Source organism: Roseobacter weihaiensis (assembly GCF_020622345.1).
Taxonomy (GTDB): domain Bacteria; phylum Pseudomonadota; class Alphaproteobacteria; order Rhodobacterales; family Rhodobacteraceae; genus Roseobacter; species Roseobacter weihaiensis.
The window spans coordinates 295,573-310,711 of the sequence record NZ_JACNMO010000001.1; the positions used below are offsets into that span (position 1 = coordinate 295,573).

At 63.0% G+C, this 15,139-nt stretch carries 16 protein-coding genes; 9 read left to right on the top strand and 7 right to left on the bottom strand.

The features are described from left to right. Window positions 1-2 precede the first annotated feature (2 nt). The 4 genes from H7847_RS01570 to H7847_RS01585 form a co-directional block, all read right to left on the bottom strand. A complete protein-coding gene (locus H7847_RS01570; protein ID WP_227267623.1) occupies window positions 3-1,460 on the bottom strand; it encodes an efflux RND transporter periplasmic adaptor subunit in 1,458 nt (485 codons plus the stop codon). Between the two features lie 95 nt (window positions 1,461-1,555). Continuing rightward, window positions 1,556-2,098: a molybdenum cofactor biosynthesis protein B gene (gene moaB / locus H7847_RS01575; protein WP_227267624.1), complete on the bottom strand. Its 543-nt coding sequence runs from the start codon at window positions 2,096-2,098 to the stop codon at window positions 1,556-1,558. A 1-nt stretch (window position 2,099) separates the two neighbouring features. Next, window positions 2,100-2,711, bottom strand: coding sequence for a LysE family translocator (locus H7847_RS01580; protein ID WP_227267625.1), 612 nt, complete (start codon window positions 2,709-2,711; stop codon window positions 2,100-2,102). Further along, window positions 2,704-3,483, bottom strand: coding sequence for a uracil-DNA glycosylase (locus H7847_RS01585; protein ID WP_227267626.1), 780 nt, complete (start codon window positions 3,481-3,483; stop codon window positions 2,704-2,706). Before H7847_RS01585 ends, H7847_RS01580 begins: the two co-directional genes overlap by 8 nt. Window positions 3,484-3,600: 117 nt before the next feature. On the opposite strand from H7847_RS01585, the gene H7847_RS01590 reads away from it, so the two are divergent. Genes H7847_RS01590 through H7847_RS01610 form a run of 5 tightly spaced genes read left to right on the top strand, consistent with a single transcriptional unit; the run spans window position 3,601 to window position 7,267 of the window. After that, window positions 3,601-4,545: an aspartate carbamoyltransferase catalytic subunit gene (locus H7847_RS01590; RefSeq protein ID WP_227267627.1), complete on the top strand. Its 945-nt coding sequence runs from the start codon at window positions 3,601-3,603 to the stop codon at window positions 4,543-4,545. Next, complete coding sequence (locus H7847_RS01595) at window positions 4,542-5,102, top strand: hypothetical protein (protein ID WP_227267628.1); 561 nt, start codon at window positions 4,542-4,544, stop codon at window positions 5,100-5,102. The genes H7847_RS01590 and H7847_RS01595 overlap by 4 nt, the downstream gene beginning before the upstream one ends. Window positions 5,103-5,104: 2 nt before the next feature. Further along, window positions 5,105-6,382: a dihydroorotase gene (gene pyrC, locus H7847_RS01600; protein WP_227267629.1), complete on the top strand. Its 1,278-nt coding sequence runs from the start codon at window positions 5,105-5,107 to the stop codon at window positions 6,380-6,382. After that, the gene (gene plsY / locus H7847_RS01605) at window positions 6,382-6,990 is read left to right on the top strand and encodes a glycerol-3-phosphate 1-O-acyltransferase PlsY (RefSeq protein WP_227267630.1); all 609 of its coding nucleotides are present in this window, start codon (window positions 6,382-6,384) and stop codon (window positions 6,988-6,990) included. The genes pyrC and plsY overlap by 1 nt, the downstream gene beginning before the upstream one ends. Beyond that, on the top strand, window positions 6,974-7,267 hold the full coding sequence (locus H7847_RS01610) for a hypothetical protein (protein WP_227267631.1): 294 nt from the start codon (window positions 6,974-6,976) through the stop codon (window positions 7,265-7,267). The genes plsY and H7847_RS01610 overlap by 17 nt, the downstream gene beginning before the upstream one ends. Here H7847_RS01610 and H7847_RS01615 read toward each other — a convergent pair. Beyond that, a complete protein-coding gene (locus H7847_RS01615) occupies window positions 7,252-7,638 on the bottom strand; it encodes an ectoine synthase (protein WP_227267632.1) in 387 nt (128 codons plus the stop codon). The two genes, H7847_RS01610 and H7847_RS01615, sit on opposite strands and share 16 nt — an antisense overlap. 75 nt (window positions 7,639-7,713) lie before the next feature. Between H7847_RS01615 and H7847_RS01620 the strand changes: the two genes are divergently transcribed. The 3 genes from H7847_RS01620 to H7847_RS01630 are packed head-to-tail and all read left to right on the top strand — an operon-like array spanning window position 7,714 to window position 10,369. Continuing rightward, the gene (locus H7847_RS01620; protein ID WP_227267633.1) at window positions 7,714-8,652 is read left to right on the top strand and encodes an aldo/keto reductase; all 939 of its coding nucleotides are present in this window, start codon (window positions 7,714-7,716) and stop codon (window positions 8,650-8,652) included. Then, window positions 8,649-9,725, top strand: coding sequence for an NAD(P)/FAD-dependent oxidoreductase (locus tag H7847_RS01625; protein ID WP_227267634.1), 1,077 nt, complete (start codon window positions 8,649-8,651; stop codon window positions 9,723-9,725). Before H7847_RS01620 ends, H7847_RS01625 begins: the two co-directional genes overlap by 4 nt. Then, complete coding sequence (locus tag H7847_RS01630) at window positions 9,722-10,369, top strand: DUF938 domain-containing protein (protein WP_227267635.1); 648 nt, start codon at window positions 9,722-9,724, stop codon at window positions 10,367-10,369. The genes H7847_RS01625 and H7847_RS01630 overlap by 4 nt, the downstream gene beginning before the upstream one ends. Here the strand turns inward: H7847_RS01630 and H7847_RS01635 are convergent. Continuing rightward, window positions 10,366-12,858: a GcvT family protein gene (locus H7847_RS01635; RefSeq protein WP_227267636.1), complete on the bottom strand. Its 2,493-nt coding sequence runs from the start codon at window positions 12,856-12,858 to the stop codon at window positions 10,366-10,368. The two genes, H7847_RS01630 and H7847_RS01635, sit on opposite strands and share 4 nt — an antisense overlap. Window positions 12,859-13,059: 201 nt before the next feature. Here H7847_RS01635 and H7847_RS01640 point away from each other — a divergent pair, with 201 nt between their 5' ends. After that, window positions 13,060-13,704: an alpha/beta hydrolase family protein gene (locus tag H7847_RS01640; protein WP_227267637.1), complete on the top strand. Its 645-nt coding sequence runs from the start codon at window positions 13,060-13,062 to the stop codon at window positions 13,702-13,704. Between the two features lie 32 nt (window positions 13,705-13,736). Here H7847_RS01640 and H7847_RS01645 read toward each other — a convergent pair whose 3' ends face one another. After that, entirely contained in the window at window positions 13,737-15,137 is a 1,401-nt protein-coding gene (locus H7847_RS01645) for an FAD-binding oxidoreductase (protein WP_227267638.1), read from the bottom strand. Window positions 15,138-15,139 lie beyond the last annotated feature (2 nt).

The window sequence follows — 15,139 nt, forward strand, 5'->3', positions numbered from 1 at the left end:
CGCTAGCCCCCCATGCGGCTTTCAATGCTGGCCACCATTTGCGCAGGCACCGAAGGCTCAGCCAATTGTGCCAGCATGCGGGCGCGGTCATCTTCGGGCATGCCCGTATCGCCCTGAACAAAGGCCATCAGCCGCGCGCGCCGCTCGTCGGAAAGCTCAAGCAGCGAGGGCATCGCGACCGCTTCGGCCACGCTTTCGCGCACCGCGCGGACCTTGATGCCTGCCCCCAGGAGGGGGGACAGTTCGCGCACAACCTCTCGGCCTTCAAGACTTTCGCCACGCACCAAGACGTCATCCCCCTGGCGCCGCACCAATTGCACCGCCAGGGTCTCAAGCCGGTCGTCCCCGGTCAGGGCCAGAACGTGCCCGGACGCCGCGAGTGCCGAGGCAGGCAGGCGGACGACATTCTCCACTCTGGGTTCTTCCACCCGCACGGTCACGAAATCACCGGGCCGGAACCCCGGTGCGCGTTCAAGCCGGGCAAAGACCAACCGCCCTGTCTGGCCCTCGCCTGCTGCGGCATTGACCCTGCTGATGGTGCCCTGCGCCATCAGATCGGCCCCGGTGACGTCGAGGGTCGCTTCCACCGGCGCCAGCAGGATCGAGCCCGTGTCGTCCAGCAAACGCGCATATTGTGCAGTGGAAACGCGGAAAGCGACCTCCAGGTCAGTGGGGTCCACCAGATCCGCCAGCCGTTCATTGGCCGCGATCAGGCCACCTTCGACGACCGCCGTATCGCTCAGGGTGCCATCAAAGGGGGCTTCTACGGTTGCATCCTCAAGGTCGCGAGCAGCATCAGCCAGGGCGATGCGCGCGCGGGCAAGGCGCGTCACGGCCTGATCGATACGGGCTTCGGCCTGGGTCACGGCCTGCATGCGGGCAAGCACCACCGACTGGGCTGCAGCCGCCTCAAGCTCGGCAATTTCAACCGAAGCCGTCGCGCCAACGCCGCGATCTGCCAGATCAACCTGGCGGGCAAGGGCCTGTTCGCGCAAGACAGCCTGTTGCCGGGCGGCGCGCTCTTCCTGATGTGCAAGCTCCAGGCCCCGGTCTGCGTCCCGCACCTCGGCCTCCGCATCCTCCAGATCCGCCGTCAGGCGATCAAACTCCGATTGCAGATCAGCCGGATCAATGGATACCAGCACTTCCCCCGCCACCACTGCGCCGCCATCTTCAAAAAACGGCGCCAGTTCGATGATCCGCCCCGCCACAGCCGCGCGCAGCTCAAGCGTGCGGCGCGATGTCACTTCACCAAAGGTTTCCAGGACGGGCGTTTCCACACCGGGCTGCGCCGTGATGACGTTGACGACAAAAACACGTTCGCGGGTGGGCGGCGTCGGGCGTTCGCTCGTCATCCGGTCCTGTACGGCGCTGCTCACCAGATGCACCGCGTAGACAAGCAGTCCCAGCGCAACAGACGCTAGAAACAGGCCGATCATGCTTTGCCGCAAAAACCGCATTATACCTACATCCTCAAAACACACCTAAACATATTCTATAAACTTAAGCGTCGATCACAAAATACCAACCATAAGGCTTTATACGGGAAAGCTTCTTATTTCCGTCGTTGATTTTCGTCCAATCGCGGTAAAATCTCGATAAAGTTACAGGGCCGGTGACGATAATCGAGCTGTTTGGCCAAAATTTCATCCCAGGCATCCTTGCAGGCCCCTGGGCTGCCGGGCAGCGCAAAAAGATAGGTGCCGTTGGCAACACCGCCCGTGGCACGGCTCTGCACCGCACTGGTGCCGATTTTCTGCATGGAAACCATGGTGAAGACGGTGCCAAAGGCATCGATCTCTTTCTCGTAGACATCGCGGTGCGCCTCGACGGTGACATCGCGGCCCGTCAGGCCGGTTCCGCCGGTTGAGAGCACAACATCAATGCTGCTGTCATGACACCATGTGCGCAGTTGCTCCGCGATCTGGTCGCGTTCGTCGGGCAGAATGCGGCGGTCTGCAAGCTCATGACCCGCCGCCAGAAGCCTGTCCACCAGCACATCGCCCGACCGGTCCTGCGACAGGTCCCGACTGTCCGACACCGTCAGCACCGCAATGCGGATCGCAATAAACTCTTTGTTTTCGTCAATCCGGCTCATGTCAGGTTCTCTCCAGGAGCGCGAGGCGCAGGGCCAGCGCGGCAAAGATGCTTGCGGTCAGAATATCCAGCAGTCGGCTGCCCTGCGCAAGCCTCTGGCCCAGGGAGCCCGCGCCCATGCCCAGCAAGCCGTTGACCGCCAAACCGCCCAAAGACAGCACGACGCCGAACACGATGAATTGAAACAGGACAGGGCCCGCCTCGGGCTGCACAAACTGTGGAATGAAGGCCAGCACGAAAAGGATCACCTTGGGGTTGGTAAGATTGACGATCAGACCGGCACGAAAAGCGCTCACCGCGCGGGGCGGCAGCGCTTGAAGCGACGGGATGGGTCTGCGCAGCGCCTGAAAGGCAAGCCACGACAGATAGGCAACGCCAAGCCACCGGATGACGTCAAAAGCAACGGGCCAGCTGGTCAAAAGCGCGCTCAGCCCCGCTCCGGCCAAAAGCACATGCACCATCCCGCCCAGAGCGATCCCGGCACTGGCCGCCCATGCCGCCCTTGCACCCGACCGCAGGCCCTGACCCAGACAAAACATCATATCCGCCCCCGGTGTCAGGTTCAGCGCGAGCGCAGCAGGCACAAAAGCCACAAGTGTCAGCGGATCAACCATCGGTCAGCCGCGCCTTCAGGCTCAGCAAATCCGCCCAGGCCTCGCGCTTTGCAGCAGGCATCCGCAACAGGTAGGCCGGGTGAAACATGGGCAGCACCGGCAAACCGTCCACCTCGGTCCAATGGCCGCGCAATCTTGTGATACCCCGCTTTCCCAAAAGGGCCTGAGCCGAGATATTGCCCATCACAACCAGCACCTTGGGCTGCGCCAGCGCGATATGACGGTCCAGAAAGGGGCGCATCATGGCAATCTCTTCCGCGCTCGGGTCCCGGTTCTGCGGCGGACGCCAGGGCAGCACATTGGTGATGTAGACAGGGGCGTCCGTTTCTGCCCGCCCCATGTCGATGGCCGCAAGCATCCGGTCCAGCAATTGACCCGCCCGTCCGACAAAAGGCCGCCCCTCGCGATCTTCATCGCGTCCGGGAGCCTCGCCGACGATCATCACGGGTGCCCCGGCAATACCATCGCTGAAGACCAGGTTGCGTGCGCCCTGCTTGAGTGCGCAATGCTCGAAACCCGCCAACGCCGCCTGCAGCCCTGCGAGATCCTGCGCAGATGCCGCCATCCGTCTGGCCTCTTGCACGGCGTCGGTTTTTGCGGGGGGTGCCGGGGGGGCTGCAGCGGTCACAGACGCTTTCGCGCGCGCGGGTGCCTCCTGCTTGTCCGGCAGAGCATAGCGATCCACCGGGGCATCGCAGATCGCCTCTGTCGCGCCCAGTTCGGCCTGCCAGTCCAGCAGGGCCAGCGCATGGTGAAAATCCGATGATTCCATGCCGCCAGTCTACGCCCGACCAGCGGCAAACTGAACCGCAATCGCATCTTGCGGCCCGCGCCTTGCCGAGGCATCCCCCCCTGCCTATAAGGTCAGAAATCGCCAAAGGTTGCGCCCATGACGTTCCCCCACCGACATCTGCTTGGTATCGAGGCCCTGCGCCCGGAAGAGATCAACACCCTGCTCGATCTGGCCGACACCTATGCCGCCCTGAGCCGGCAACCGGACAAACACGCCGATGCGCTGACCGGCCTCACCCAGATCAACATGTTCTTTGAGAACTCCACCCGCACACAGGCCAGTTTCGAGATCGCGGGCAAGCGGCTGGGCGCGGATGTGATGAACATGGCCATGCAGGCAAGTTCGGTCAAAAAAGGCGAGACGCTGATTGATACCGCCCTGACGCTCAACGCGATGCATCCCGATCTGCTGGTGGTGCGGCACCCCCATTCGGGCGCGGTTGATCTGCTGGCGCAAAAGGTCAATTGCGCGGTGCTGAACGCAGGCGACGGGCGGCACGAACACCCGACGCAGGCGCTGCTCGATGCGCTGACGATCCGGCGGGCCAAGGGACGGCTGCACCGACTCTCCATCGCCATTTGCGGCGATATCGCGCATTCCCGCGTCGCGCGCTCCAACATCATGCTGCTGGGCAAGATGGAGAACCGCCTGCGCCTGATCGGGCCACCGACCTTGCTCCCCTCTGGCATCTCGGAGTTCGGGGTGGAGGTGTTTGAAGACATGACCGAAGGGTTGCGCGATGTTGATGTCGTCATGATGCTGCGGTTGCAAAAGGAACGGATGGATGGCGGTTTCATCCCGTCCGAGCGGGAGTACTACCACCGCTACGGGCTGGATGCCGAAAAGCTTGCCGTTGCCAAACCCGACGCCATCGTCATGCACCCCGGCCCGATGAACCGCGGGGTGGAAATCGATGGCACTCTGGCCGATGACATCAACCGCAGCGTCATTCAGGATCAGGTGGAAATGGGGGTCGCCGTGCGGATGGCCGCGATGGATCTCCTGGCCCGCAACCTGCGCCTGACACGAGAAGCCCAATGACCGCAACACTCTCCATCCCCGCAGCCGAAAGTGGCCTGATCCGGGTCTTTGCCCTCTCTCTGCCGGAGGCGGAGGCAAAGGCTCTCAAAACCGATAGGGCGCCAAACGGCGGGCACCCCGTGGAACGGGCGCTTGGCGCAGAAAAACTGGTGACAAAACACGTGGAGGTTTTTCCGATTTCGGATCTGGGTGACATGAGCCTGCCCGATTACCTGACGGAAGGCGCGGGCGCGGCGGTGCCGCCCATCGACAGCGACCGCGCCAAGCTGATGGCCTTGGAGGGGTGGGTGATGATCGTTTATTCCAGCGCCTTCGGCGGCAACGCACAGGACATCACGCCCCAAAGCGCCCTGACGCTGATCGGCACCTATGCGCAGGAAGGCACGGATTGGACCAACGCCATCGACATTGAGACCGCCTCCGCCGTGCCGCAGGCCGCCCCGGTGCCGGAGCCGAAACGGCGCCCCTCCGATGCCGCCATGTCGGGGCGCATTGCGATGCTGGCCCTGCTGGTGGCCTTTGCGGTTGTGGGCCTGATGCTTTGGGTGGGAAGCTGAGAATGACCGAGCTTAACCTGATAAACGCCCGCCTCGTGGACCCGGAAACCGGGACAGTGTCAAAAGGCGGGGTGCGCGTAAAAGACGGCAGGATCGTCGAGCATCTGCCCTATGGGGCCCGCCCGTCCGGGCCTTGCGTGGACTGCGATCTGAAATACCTGGCCCCCGGCATCGTCGACATCGGCGTGAAGGTCTGCGAACCCGGCGAGCGGCACAAGGAAAGCTATGGCTCCGCAGGCTTGGCCGCCGCGGCAGGCGGGGTGACCACCATGGTCACGCGCCCCGATACCACCCCGGCCATCGACAGTCCCGAGACGCTGGAATTCGTCACACGCCGCGCCAATGAGGCGGCTCCTGTGAATGTCCTCGTGATGGCTGCGCTGACCAAAGGGCGTGCCGGGCGCGAGATGACCGAGATCGGGTTTCTGATGGATGCCGGTGCCGTGGCCTTCACCGATTGCGACCGGGTTGTGACAGACACCAAGGTTTTTTCACGGGCGCTGAGCTATGCGCAGGGCCTGGGCGCTTTGGTCATCGCGCATCCGCAGGACCCCGGTCTGAGCCGGGGGGCGGCAGCCACGTCCGGTAAGTTCGCCTCGTTGCGCGGCCTGCCCGCCGTGTCGCCGATGGCCGAGCGGATGGGGCTTGATCGCGACATCGCGCTCGTCGAGATGACCGGCGCGCGGTATCATGCCGATCAGATCACCTGCGCCCGCGCTTTGCCGCCGTTGGCGCGCGCCAAGGCCAATGGGCTCGACATCACCGCGGGCACCTCCATCCATCACCTCACGCTGAACGCGCTTGATGTGGCGGACTACCGCACCTTCTTCAAGCTCAAGCCGCCGCTGCGGGACGAGCAGGATCGTCTGGCCATCGCGGACGCGGTGAAGTCCGGGTTGATCGATATCATTTCATCGATGCACACGCCCCAGGACGAGGAAAGTAAACGCCTGCCCTTCGAAGAAGCGGCCTCCGGCGCGGTGGCGCTTGAGACCCTGCTGCCGGCAGCGATGCAACTCTACCACGCCGACCTCATTGATCTGCCGACGCTCTGGCGCGCGATGGCACTGAACCCGGCCAAGCGCCTGGGTCTGGAGAGCGGCAGGCTGAGCATCGGCGCCCCCGCCGATCTGGTGCTCTTTGACCCCGATGCGCCCTTCCTGATGGACCGCGCCGCGCTGCGATCCAAGTCGCAGAACACCCCGTTTGACGGCGCTCGCATGCAGGGCCGCGTGCTGGCAACCTATGTCGCCGGACGCTGCGTCTATGAAAGATCGTGATGCCGCCTGTTGAACACACAGCAGCGGTGATCGCGCTTTGGGCGCTCATCGGGTATCTGCTGGGCTCCATCCCCTTTGGCATGGTATTGGCGCGGCTGATGGGGCTGGGCAATCTGCGGGACATTGGATCGGGGAACATCGGCGCAACCAATGTACTGCGCACCGGCAACAAGCTGGCGGCGGCGCTGACATTGGTGCTGGACGGGGGCAAAGGCGCTGTGGCCGTGCTGGCCGCCCGCGCGGCGGGCAGCGAAGACCTCGCGCAGGTGGCGGGGCTGATGGCAATGATCGGCCATTGCTATCCTGTCTGGCTCCGGTTTGCGGGCGGCAAGGGGGTGGCGACATTTCTGGGCATTGTGCTGGCGCTGGCCTGGCCCGTCGGCATCGGCTGCTGTCTGGCCTGGCTGGCCGGGGCGCTGAGCACGCGGATCTCTTCCATGGGCGCGCTGGTCGCCTCTGCTGCGTCCTTGCCACTGGCGGTGGTGTTGGGGTTTGGCCACGGGGTGATCCTGTTTGCCCTGCTGGCCGTCCTGATCTTTTGGCGGCACCGATCCAACATCGCCCGCATCCAAGCGGGCACGGAGCCAAAAATTGGCCAAAAGACCTGACCCGCTCATCCCGGAAGCTTTCTGGAGGGCGTTGCATGCGCTCCCCACAGGCACCACGTATGGGCACAGTGGAACGCGCCGCTACAGCGCGACAAAGCAGGTCTTTAACAACGGCAAATCCCTCAAGCTGGTCGCAGAAGAACTGGGCGGCACGGGCTACATCAGCCTCAATGCGTATGAGCTTGGCAACGGCCCACGCCTCTTTCCCTGCGAGATGAGTGCTGCAAAAGTCATCACCTTCGTCTGCACGTTCACCCCCGATCAGCCGCGCGCATAGCTGCCATCCGGCCCATGAACCTCATCGCCCTGCAAGGCCGGTGAAAAGACGCAGATCAGGTGCAAGGGCACATCGCCCTCCACCCGGACCTGGTGGGCGTCATGCGCATCCGGGGCATATAAGACACCCGGTGTGATCGCATGCAGCGTGCCGGTGCTTTTCTCCAGCACCGTCCCCGCCCCGCTCAGGCAGAAACATGCCTCGATATGGTGCTTGTATTCCAGATCCAGCACCGCACCGGGCAGCACATGGGTCTCTGTCATGGAAAATCCCATGCCGTCTGATTTCACCAAGAGCCGGAGGCTGCGCCATCCCGGCCCCGCCGCATCCCGCGCGGTGCCCTTCAATGTCTCCTTGTCGATCACAATCATCCGCCCTGCCCTTCTTGCCAGATTACCTGCCATTCAACATTGCATGACCTGCCCGCCCATGCCACATCTTGTCTCATGACAAAAATCCTGACCAGCCCCGATGGCACCCCCGCCAGTCGCCTTGCCTTTGGTGCCATGCAGTTTGGCGGAGCCGCCGATGCGCAGGCCTCGCGCGCCATGTTTGACGCCTGCATCGCTGCCGGGATCACGCATTTCGACACCGCCCATGTCTATACCGGCGGGGCCTCCGAGACGCTGCTGGGGGGGATGCTCGGTGACCGGCGTGACGGTCTGCCGATTGCCACAAAGGTCGCCTATGATGGCGGAGGCTCGAAGCAGAATATCCACAGATCCTTTGAGATATCGCGACAGCGGCTGAACATGGATATGGTCGATATCCTCTACCTGCACCGCTTTGATCCCGATACCGATCTGCATGAGAGCATGGAGGCCCTTGCCGAGTTGAAACAGCAGGGCCTGATCCGCTATGTCGGCGTGTCGAACTTTGCCGCCTGGCAGGTGGTCAAGGCCATCGGGATCGCGGCCAAATTCGACATCACGGTCGATATCCTCCAGCCGATGTACAATCTGGTCAAGCGGCAGGCTGAGGTGGAGATCCTGCCGATGTGCGCCGATCAGAACGTGGCCTGCGCGCCTTATTCGCCACTGGGAGGCGGCTTGCTGACCGGCAAATATGCCAGCGGTGGGGCGGGCCGGCTGATCGAAGATGACCGCTATACCAAACGGTACGGGCTGGAATGGATGCATCAGGCGGCGCGCGATCTTGCAGAGGTCGCCGTGGATGTGGGAACCGACCCGGCGACTCTGGCCGTGGCCTGGGCGGCCGCCCACCCCATGGGCCCGACACCGATCATCTCCGCCCGGTCAACAGCGCAGCTCGCCCCATCGCTGGCGGCCATGACCTACGAGATGCCCCCCGCGCTTTACGCGCGGCTTGCAGCGCTGAGCCCCACGCCGCCACCGGCCACGGACCGGATCGAAGAGCAGGCATGACGCAGGCGCTGGTGATCGGCGGCGGGATTGCGGGGCTGTCCGCCGCAGCTCATCTGTCGCGGGATGCCGAGGTCACCGTGCTAGAGGGCGAGGAGGCGCTTGGCTATCACGCCTCGGGCCGGTCCGCCGCCCTGATCGAACAGAACTATGGCGCCCCCAGCGTGCAAGCCCTGAACCGTGCCAGCGTAGAGTATCTGCAGACCCATGACGGCGGGTATCTCACCCCGCGCGGGCTGATGATCCTTGGCACGGCAGAGGAAGAAGAGGCCTTTCGCACCGACCTTGCCGACATGGGGCTGGAGGAGATTTCGGTCGACTGTGCCTGCGGTATGGTGCCGGTGCTGAACCCCGACCGGTTGCGCTTTGCGGGATATCACGCGGATGCGCAGGACATCGACACCGACCGCCTGATGCAGGGGTTCGCGCGCACACTCCGGCAGAACGGCGGCGACATTCTGACCCGCCAAAAGGTACGGAGCCTCCGCTATCACAATGAAAAATGGGAGCTTCAGACAGACGCGCAGGCCCACCGGGCCGACATCGTGATCAACGCAGCCGGTGCCTGGGCCGACCAGATTGCCGGGCTTGCCGGTGTTGCACCGATGCGGATTACCCCCCACCGCCGGTCGATGGCACGTATTCCCGCCCCCGACGGCCAGGACGTCAGCAATTGGCCGATGTTCTTTGGTGTTGGCGAAAGCTGGTACGCAAAGCCCGATGCAGGCTGCCTGCTGGTCTCTCCGGCGGATGAAGACCCAGTGGAGCCACATGACGCCTGGGCCGAGGAAATGACGCTGGCGACCGGAATTGCGCTGTTTGAAAAAATGGTGACAACACAGGTGACCCGGCTGTTGTCAAGCTGGGCTGGGCTGCGCAGCTTTGCCCCCGACAGGACACTGGTGCTGGGCCCTGACCCTGCCGCGCCGGGTTTCATCTGGTGCGCCGGACAGGGCGGATACGGTTTTCAGACCGCGCCTGCCGCCGGGCAACTCGTGGCCGATCTGGTCTTTGGACGCGACAGCGCCTTGCCCGCGCAGGTCGTGGCAGCCCTGAAACCGGAGCGGTTGCGATGACCGGCAAGCTGCCCACCAGCGCCAGCGTGCTGGCACCCGGCGAGGGCGCTAAACTGCACGCCCCCGCCGCTGAACGCAACGGAGAGGTTCTATGCGACCTGTTGTGCCGCCATGCGCCGCGCCGGGGTCAAGCCCTTGAAATCGCAAGCGGTACCGGCCAGCACGTTGTGCAGTTTGCCCGTGCCTTGCCCGGCCTGACCTGGCAGCCGACAGAGATCGACGCCGAGCGGCGCGCCAGCATCGATGCCTACGGGGCTGAGGCGGCCTTGCCCAATCTCCTGCCCGCCGTGCCGCTGGATGCCAGTCAAGCCGGGTGGCACAAGAGGCACGGCGCACAGAGCCTGATCGTGCTGGTGAACCTGCTGCACCTGATCTCCACCCCGCAAGCGCGGGTCCTCATCGAAGAGGCCGTCCACGCCCTCGCACCGGAGGGGCGCTTTGTTCTTTACGGGCCTTTCATGCGGGCCGGGCAATTGACCAGCGCAGGCGACCTGCGGTTTCACGCGCAGCTGGCAGAGGCCGATCCGGCCATCGGCTACAAGAACGATGCAGACATCAGGGAATGGCTGCTCGGCGCCGGGGTGCGGGAAGTGGTTGGTATTGAGATGCCCGCAAACAACCTCGCCTTTGTCGCCAGCCGCTAGCCATCCACCCGGATGCGCGCGTTTTTGGGATCATAGGGGCTGTCCTCGACGATCTCCGCGTTCCAGAGCCGATCAAACATCTTTACCTTGAGCGGTGTGCCCGGCACCGCCAGATCAGGCGTAACATAGCCCATACCAATGGATTTCTCGAAAGCCACCGAATACCCGCCAGACGTCAAACGCCCCACGCGGGTCTCGCCATGATAGAGCGCCTCGCGGCCCCAGGGGTCGGCATCTTCCGGCCCATCAATCAGCAAGGTCACACATTTGGCGCGCAGGCCGGTCGCTTCCATCCGCGCCTTGCCATAGAAGTCCTTGGTAAGGTCCACGAAACGCGGCAGATCCGCCTCCAGTGGCGTGGCATCGCGGCCCAGTTCGGTGCCGAAGGCACGATATGATTTCTCCTGCCGCAGCCAGTTCTGTGCACGCGCGCCCACCAGCTTCATCCCGTGTTTTTCTCCCGCCGCTTCAAGCTGATCGAACAGGTAGTTCTGCATTTCGATGGGATGATGCAGCTCCCATCCCAGCTCACCGGTATAGGCCACACGGATCGCGCGCACCGGGCACATGCCCAGCTCAATGTTGCGCATGGTGAGCCACGGAAAGCGCTTGTTGCTGAGAGCCGTGGCGGGGTCCGCGTCCTTGACGATCTCGTTCAGCACATCGCGCGATTTCGGCCCGGCAATGGCAAAGACACCCCATTGCGTGGTCACATCCTGTTCGTTGATCCGGCCGAATTCGGCTTCTTTCTCCATGATCGCCTTGTAGAGGTAGTCCTGATCGTAGGCATGCCACGCCCCGGCGGAGACGAGATAATAGTCGTCTTCTGCAAGCCTTACGATCGTGTACTCCGTCCGCGTCGTGCCGTGGTCCGTCAGCGCATAGGTCAGGTTGATCCGGCCCACCTTGGGCAGCTTGTTGGTGGTGAACCAGTCAAGGAACGCGCTCGCCCCCGGCCCGCTGATCCAATGCTTGGTGAAGGCGGTCGCATCTATCAGGCCCACCCCTTCACGGATCGCTTTCGCCTCTTGGACAGCGTGTTGCCACCAGCCGCCGCGCCGGAAGGACCGGCTGTCATGGTCGCTAAACCCTTGTGGTGCATAATAATTCGGGCGTTCCCAGCCATTGACCTGCCCAAACTGCGCGCCGCGTGCAGCCTGACGGTCATAGGCGGGCGAAGTGCGCAAGGGGCGACAGGCCGGGCGCTCTTCATCCGGATGGTGCAGGATATAGACGTGATCGTAGGCTTCTTCGTTCTTGCGCGCGGCAAACTCGGTGGTCATCCAATCGCCGTAGCGTTTGGGGTCGAGCGAGGCCATGTCGATCTCTGCCTCTCCTTCGACCATCATCTGCGCGAGGTAATACCCGGTGCCGCCGGCCGCCGTGATCCCGAAAGAGAAGCCTTCGGCCAGCCACATATTGCGCAGGCCCGGTGCCGGGCCCACCAGCGGGTTGCCATCCGGCGTATAGCAGATAGGCCCGTTGAAATCATCCTTGAGACCGCAGTCCTCGGCAGAGGGAATACGGTGATTCATCGCCATGTACTGCTCCTCGATCCGGTCGAGATCGAGTTGAAAAAGATCGGCGCGGAAGCTGTCAGGCACACCGTATTCAAAGCGCGCAGGCGCGTTTTTCTCATAGACCCCTAGAATCCAGCCGCCGCGTTCCTCACGCACGTAGGACTGCGCGTCCGCATCCCGGATCACCGGATGCTCGACATGGCCCTCGGCGCGGAATTTCACCAGCTCCGGGTCCTGATCCATGACGATGAATTGATGCTCGACGGGGATCGCGGGCATCTTGATGCCCAGCATTTTCGCTGTGCGCTGCGCGTGGTTGCCTGACGCCGTCACAACATGTTCGGCGGTGATCACAACCTGCTCCTCGGTAGGCACCAGATTGCCGCCCTTCTCAGCCATCTTGGTGGCCGTGACCTCCCAATGGGTTCCGGTCCAGTGAAAGGCATCCGCCTGCCATTTACGCTCAATCATCACGCCGCGTTGGCGCGCGCCCTTGGCCATCGCCATGGTCACATCTGCGGGGTTAATGTAGCCGTCGGTCTGGTGGTAGAGCGCGCCTTTCAGATCTTCGGTGCGGATCAGGGGCCACTTCGCCTTGATCTCGTCGGGGGTCATCCACTGGTAGGGCACTCCGCAGGTCTCCGCCGTCGTCGCGTAGAGCATGTATTCATCCATGCGTTCCTGCGTTTGCGCCATCCGCAGGTTGCCCACCACCGCAAAGCCCGCGTTCAGCCCCGTCTCCTCCTCCAGCGTCTTGTAGAAGCGAATGGAATAGTCATGGATATGCGTTGTCGCAAAGGACATGTTGAAATAGGGCAAGAGGCCCGCCGCATGCCAGGTGGAGCCTGACGTCAGCTCGTCCCGCTCCAGCAGCATGACGTCCTGCCAGCCCGCGCGCGCCAGATGATAGGCAATCGAGGTGCCGACGGCACCGCCGCCAACGACCAGCGCTTTGACTTCTGTTTTCATGACCTGCGACTCCCTCATGCGGACCTGCGCACTGGTTTAACGCCCTGCAAAATATCGCGCAAAACGCGCCCGACCGGAAATCGAGGGAAAGCGACATGCAACGGCCCGCCCCCCGGAAAATTCTCGACAGGGCAAAGCGAAGGGTGCTTAAATACGCATCTTAATAGAAAAATTCATTTTTTTAAACAATTGGAGACCGCCATGAGCAAGATCAGCCTGCTTGATGCAGCCCAGATAATGGAAGACACCAATAACGAGACAAACGCCGATGACCTACATACCGCCATCGATGTCGCCGGCGTTCAGGCCTACTATCTGAAGTCGAGCATTCTGGTCATCCCCGGGACCAACGAGCTGTCGGACTGGTTTGATTTCAGCCTCGATTTTGCCGGGATCGATCATGACGGCCATGGCTTTGACGTGGTCGCCGGGGACAGCGGTACGCTCTGGCATGGCGGCTTTTTGGAGCATGCGCAGCGGGTCTATATGTTTGCCAAGGGGTTGCGGCCCAAGCTCATCATCGGGCATTCTCTGGGGGCCGCCTCCGCGCAGATCGTGGGCATGTCTCTGCGGGTGCCGACCATTGCCTTTGCCTCACCACAAACCAGTCGCCGCAGCAACCGTGAGCGCCTGCCACATGAGGGCTGGGTCATCAACCTGTGCCGCGTTGATGATACGGTCTGTTACCTGCCGCCCAAGATTTTGGGCTTTCGCACAATCGGCAGCCGTTACTGGCTGATCCCCGACAAGGTCGACGACGAGGACGACCACCGGATCGCGGCCTATACGGCGCTTTTAAAACTCAAACGCGTCAAGGACCGCGTGCCCACCCATTGGCCGACCTGACCTGCCGCAGGCGGGCGCTCGCCCCGCTTGGCTCAGCTAGTGATCTTGCCCGGATTCAGGATGCCTTTGGGGTCGAGTGCCGCCTTGATATCGGCCATGAAATCCGTGGCCTCTCCCATCTCTTGCACGAGGTAGGGCATTTTTCCCTGCCCGATGCCATGCTCGCCCGTGCAGGTCCCGTCCATGGAAAGCGCCAGATCATTCAGCCAGGCCACAAAGCCCGCCGCCCGCGCCACCTCATCCGCATCCGCCATATCCACCAGCGGGGTGACGTGGAAATTGCCATCGCCCGCATGGCCGACGATAGGGGCAATCAACCCAAGTTCCTGCGCGCGGGCCTGGGCCTGGGTCACGCAGTCTGCCAGCCGCGAGATTGGCACGCAGGCATCCGTGGCGATGCCCGTGGCCCCCGGACGATATTGCAGCATCGCCCAATAGGCATCATGCCGGGCCTTCCAGAGCTTGTTGCGCTCTTCCGTTGTTGTGGTGGCGGCGTATCCTGTGCCGCCGAAGTCATCGGACAGCGCACCGAATATCTCGGCCTGCTCCACCACGCTGGCCTCGGTGCCGTGAAATTCCAGCAACAACAGGGGCGTCTCTGGCAAGCCGAGGTTGGAATAAGCGTTGCTGGCCCGCACCATCACCTCGTCGAGAAGTTCAATCCGTGCCACGGGCAGGCCGTACTGGATCACGGACATGACGGTTTGGCAGGCCGACTCGACCGTCGGGAACGAACAGCGCGCAGAGCTGATGGCTTCGGGGATACCCTGCAGGCGCAGCGTAATCTCGGTGATGATGCACAGCGTGCCTTCGGAGCCCACCAGCAGCCGTGTCATGTCATAGCCTGCGGAGGTTTTTCGCGCACGCCCCCCGGTGCGGATGATGCGACCATCCGCCATCACCGCCTCCAGCGACAGGACGTTGTCTTTCATGGTGCCATAGCGCACCGCGTTCGTGCCCGAGGCATTGGTGGCGGCCATACCGCCAAGCGATGCGTTCGCGCCAGGATCAATGGGAAAAAAGAGCCCCTTGTCGCGCAGATGGGTGTTGAGGTCTTCGCGGGTGACACCGGGTTGGACGCGGCAGTCAAGATCGCCCGCATTCACCGCAAGCACCTTGTCCATCTGGCTGAGATCGACGCAGACCCCACCGGCAGGCGCGTTCACATGCCCTTCGAGCGAGGTGCCGGTACCATAGGCAATCACCGGCACGCGATGCTCTGCGCAGACCTTGACGATATCCGACACCTCTTGCGAGGTCTGGGCAAAAACCACCGCATCAGGCGGCTGGTTTTCAAGCCACGTTGTTGTGTGCCCATGTTGCTCGCAGACGGCATGGCCGGTCTGACACTGCGTGCCGAACCGTTGCTTGAGAATCCCAAGCGCCGTGTGGATACCGGCGTCATTACGGGGCATTTTTGCATGTTTGACCATCT

Coding starts and splice junctions, on each gene's coding strand:
- H7847_RS01635 (WP_227267636.1), bottom strand. CDS start 12,858: ATGAAAACAGAAGTCAAAGCGCTGGTCGTTGGCGGCGGTGCCGTCGGC.
- H7847_RS01590 (WP_227267627.1), top strand. CDS start 3,601: ATGACGTTCCCCCACCGACATCTGCTTGGTATCGAGGCCCTGCGCCCG.
- plsY (WP_227267630.1), top strand. CDS start 6,382: ATGCCGCCTGTTGAACACACAGCAGCGGTGATCGCGCTTTGGGCGCTC.
- H7847_RS01585 (WP_227267626.1), bottom strand. CDS start 3,483: ATGGAATCATCGGATTTTCACCATGCGCTGGCCCTGCTGGACTGGCAG.
- H7847_RS01580 (WP_227267625.1), bottom strand. CDS start 2,711: ATGGTTGATCCGCTGACACTTGTGGCTTTTGTGCCTGCTGCGCTCGCG.
- H7847_RS01625 (WP_227267634.1), top strand. CDS start 8,649: ATGACGCAGGCGCTGGTGATCGGCGGCGGGATTGCGGGGCTGTCCGCC.
- H7847_RS01595 (WP_227267628.1), top strand. CDS start 4,542: ATGACCGCAACACTCTCCATCCCCGCAGCCGAAAGTGGCCTGATCCGG.
- H7847_RS01630 (WP_227267635.1), top strand. CDS start 9,722: ATGACCGGCAAGCTGCCCACCAGCGCCAGCGTGCTGGCACCCGGCGAG.
- H7847_RS01640 (WP_227267637.1), top strand. CDS start 13,060: ATGAGCAAGATCAGCCTGCTTGATGCAGCCCAGATAATGGAAGACACC.
- pyrC (WP_227267629.1), top strand. CDS start 5,105: ATGACCGAGCTTAACCTGATAAACGCCCGCCTCGTGGACCCGGAAACC.
- moaB (WP_227267624.1), bottom strand. CDS start 2,098: ATGAGCCGGATTGACGAAAACAAAGAGTTTATTGCGATCCGCATTGCG.
- H7847_RS01570 (WP_227267623.1), bottom strand. CDS start 1,460: ATGCGGTTTTTGCGGCAAAGCATGATCGGCCTGTTTCTAGCGTCTGTT.
- H7847_RS01645 (WP_227267638.1), bottom strand. CDS start 15,137: ATGGTCAAACATGCAAAAATGCCCCGTAATGACGCCGGTATCCACACG.
- H7847_RS01620 (WP_227267633.1), top strand. CDS start 7,714: ATGACAAAAATCCTGACCAGCCCCGATGGCACCCCCGCCAGTCGCCTT.
- H7847_RS01615 (WP_227267632.1), bottom strand. CDS start 7,638: ATGATTGTGATCGACAAGGAGACATTGAAGGGCACCGCGCGGGATGCG.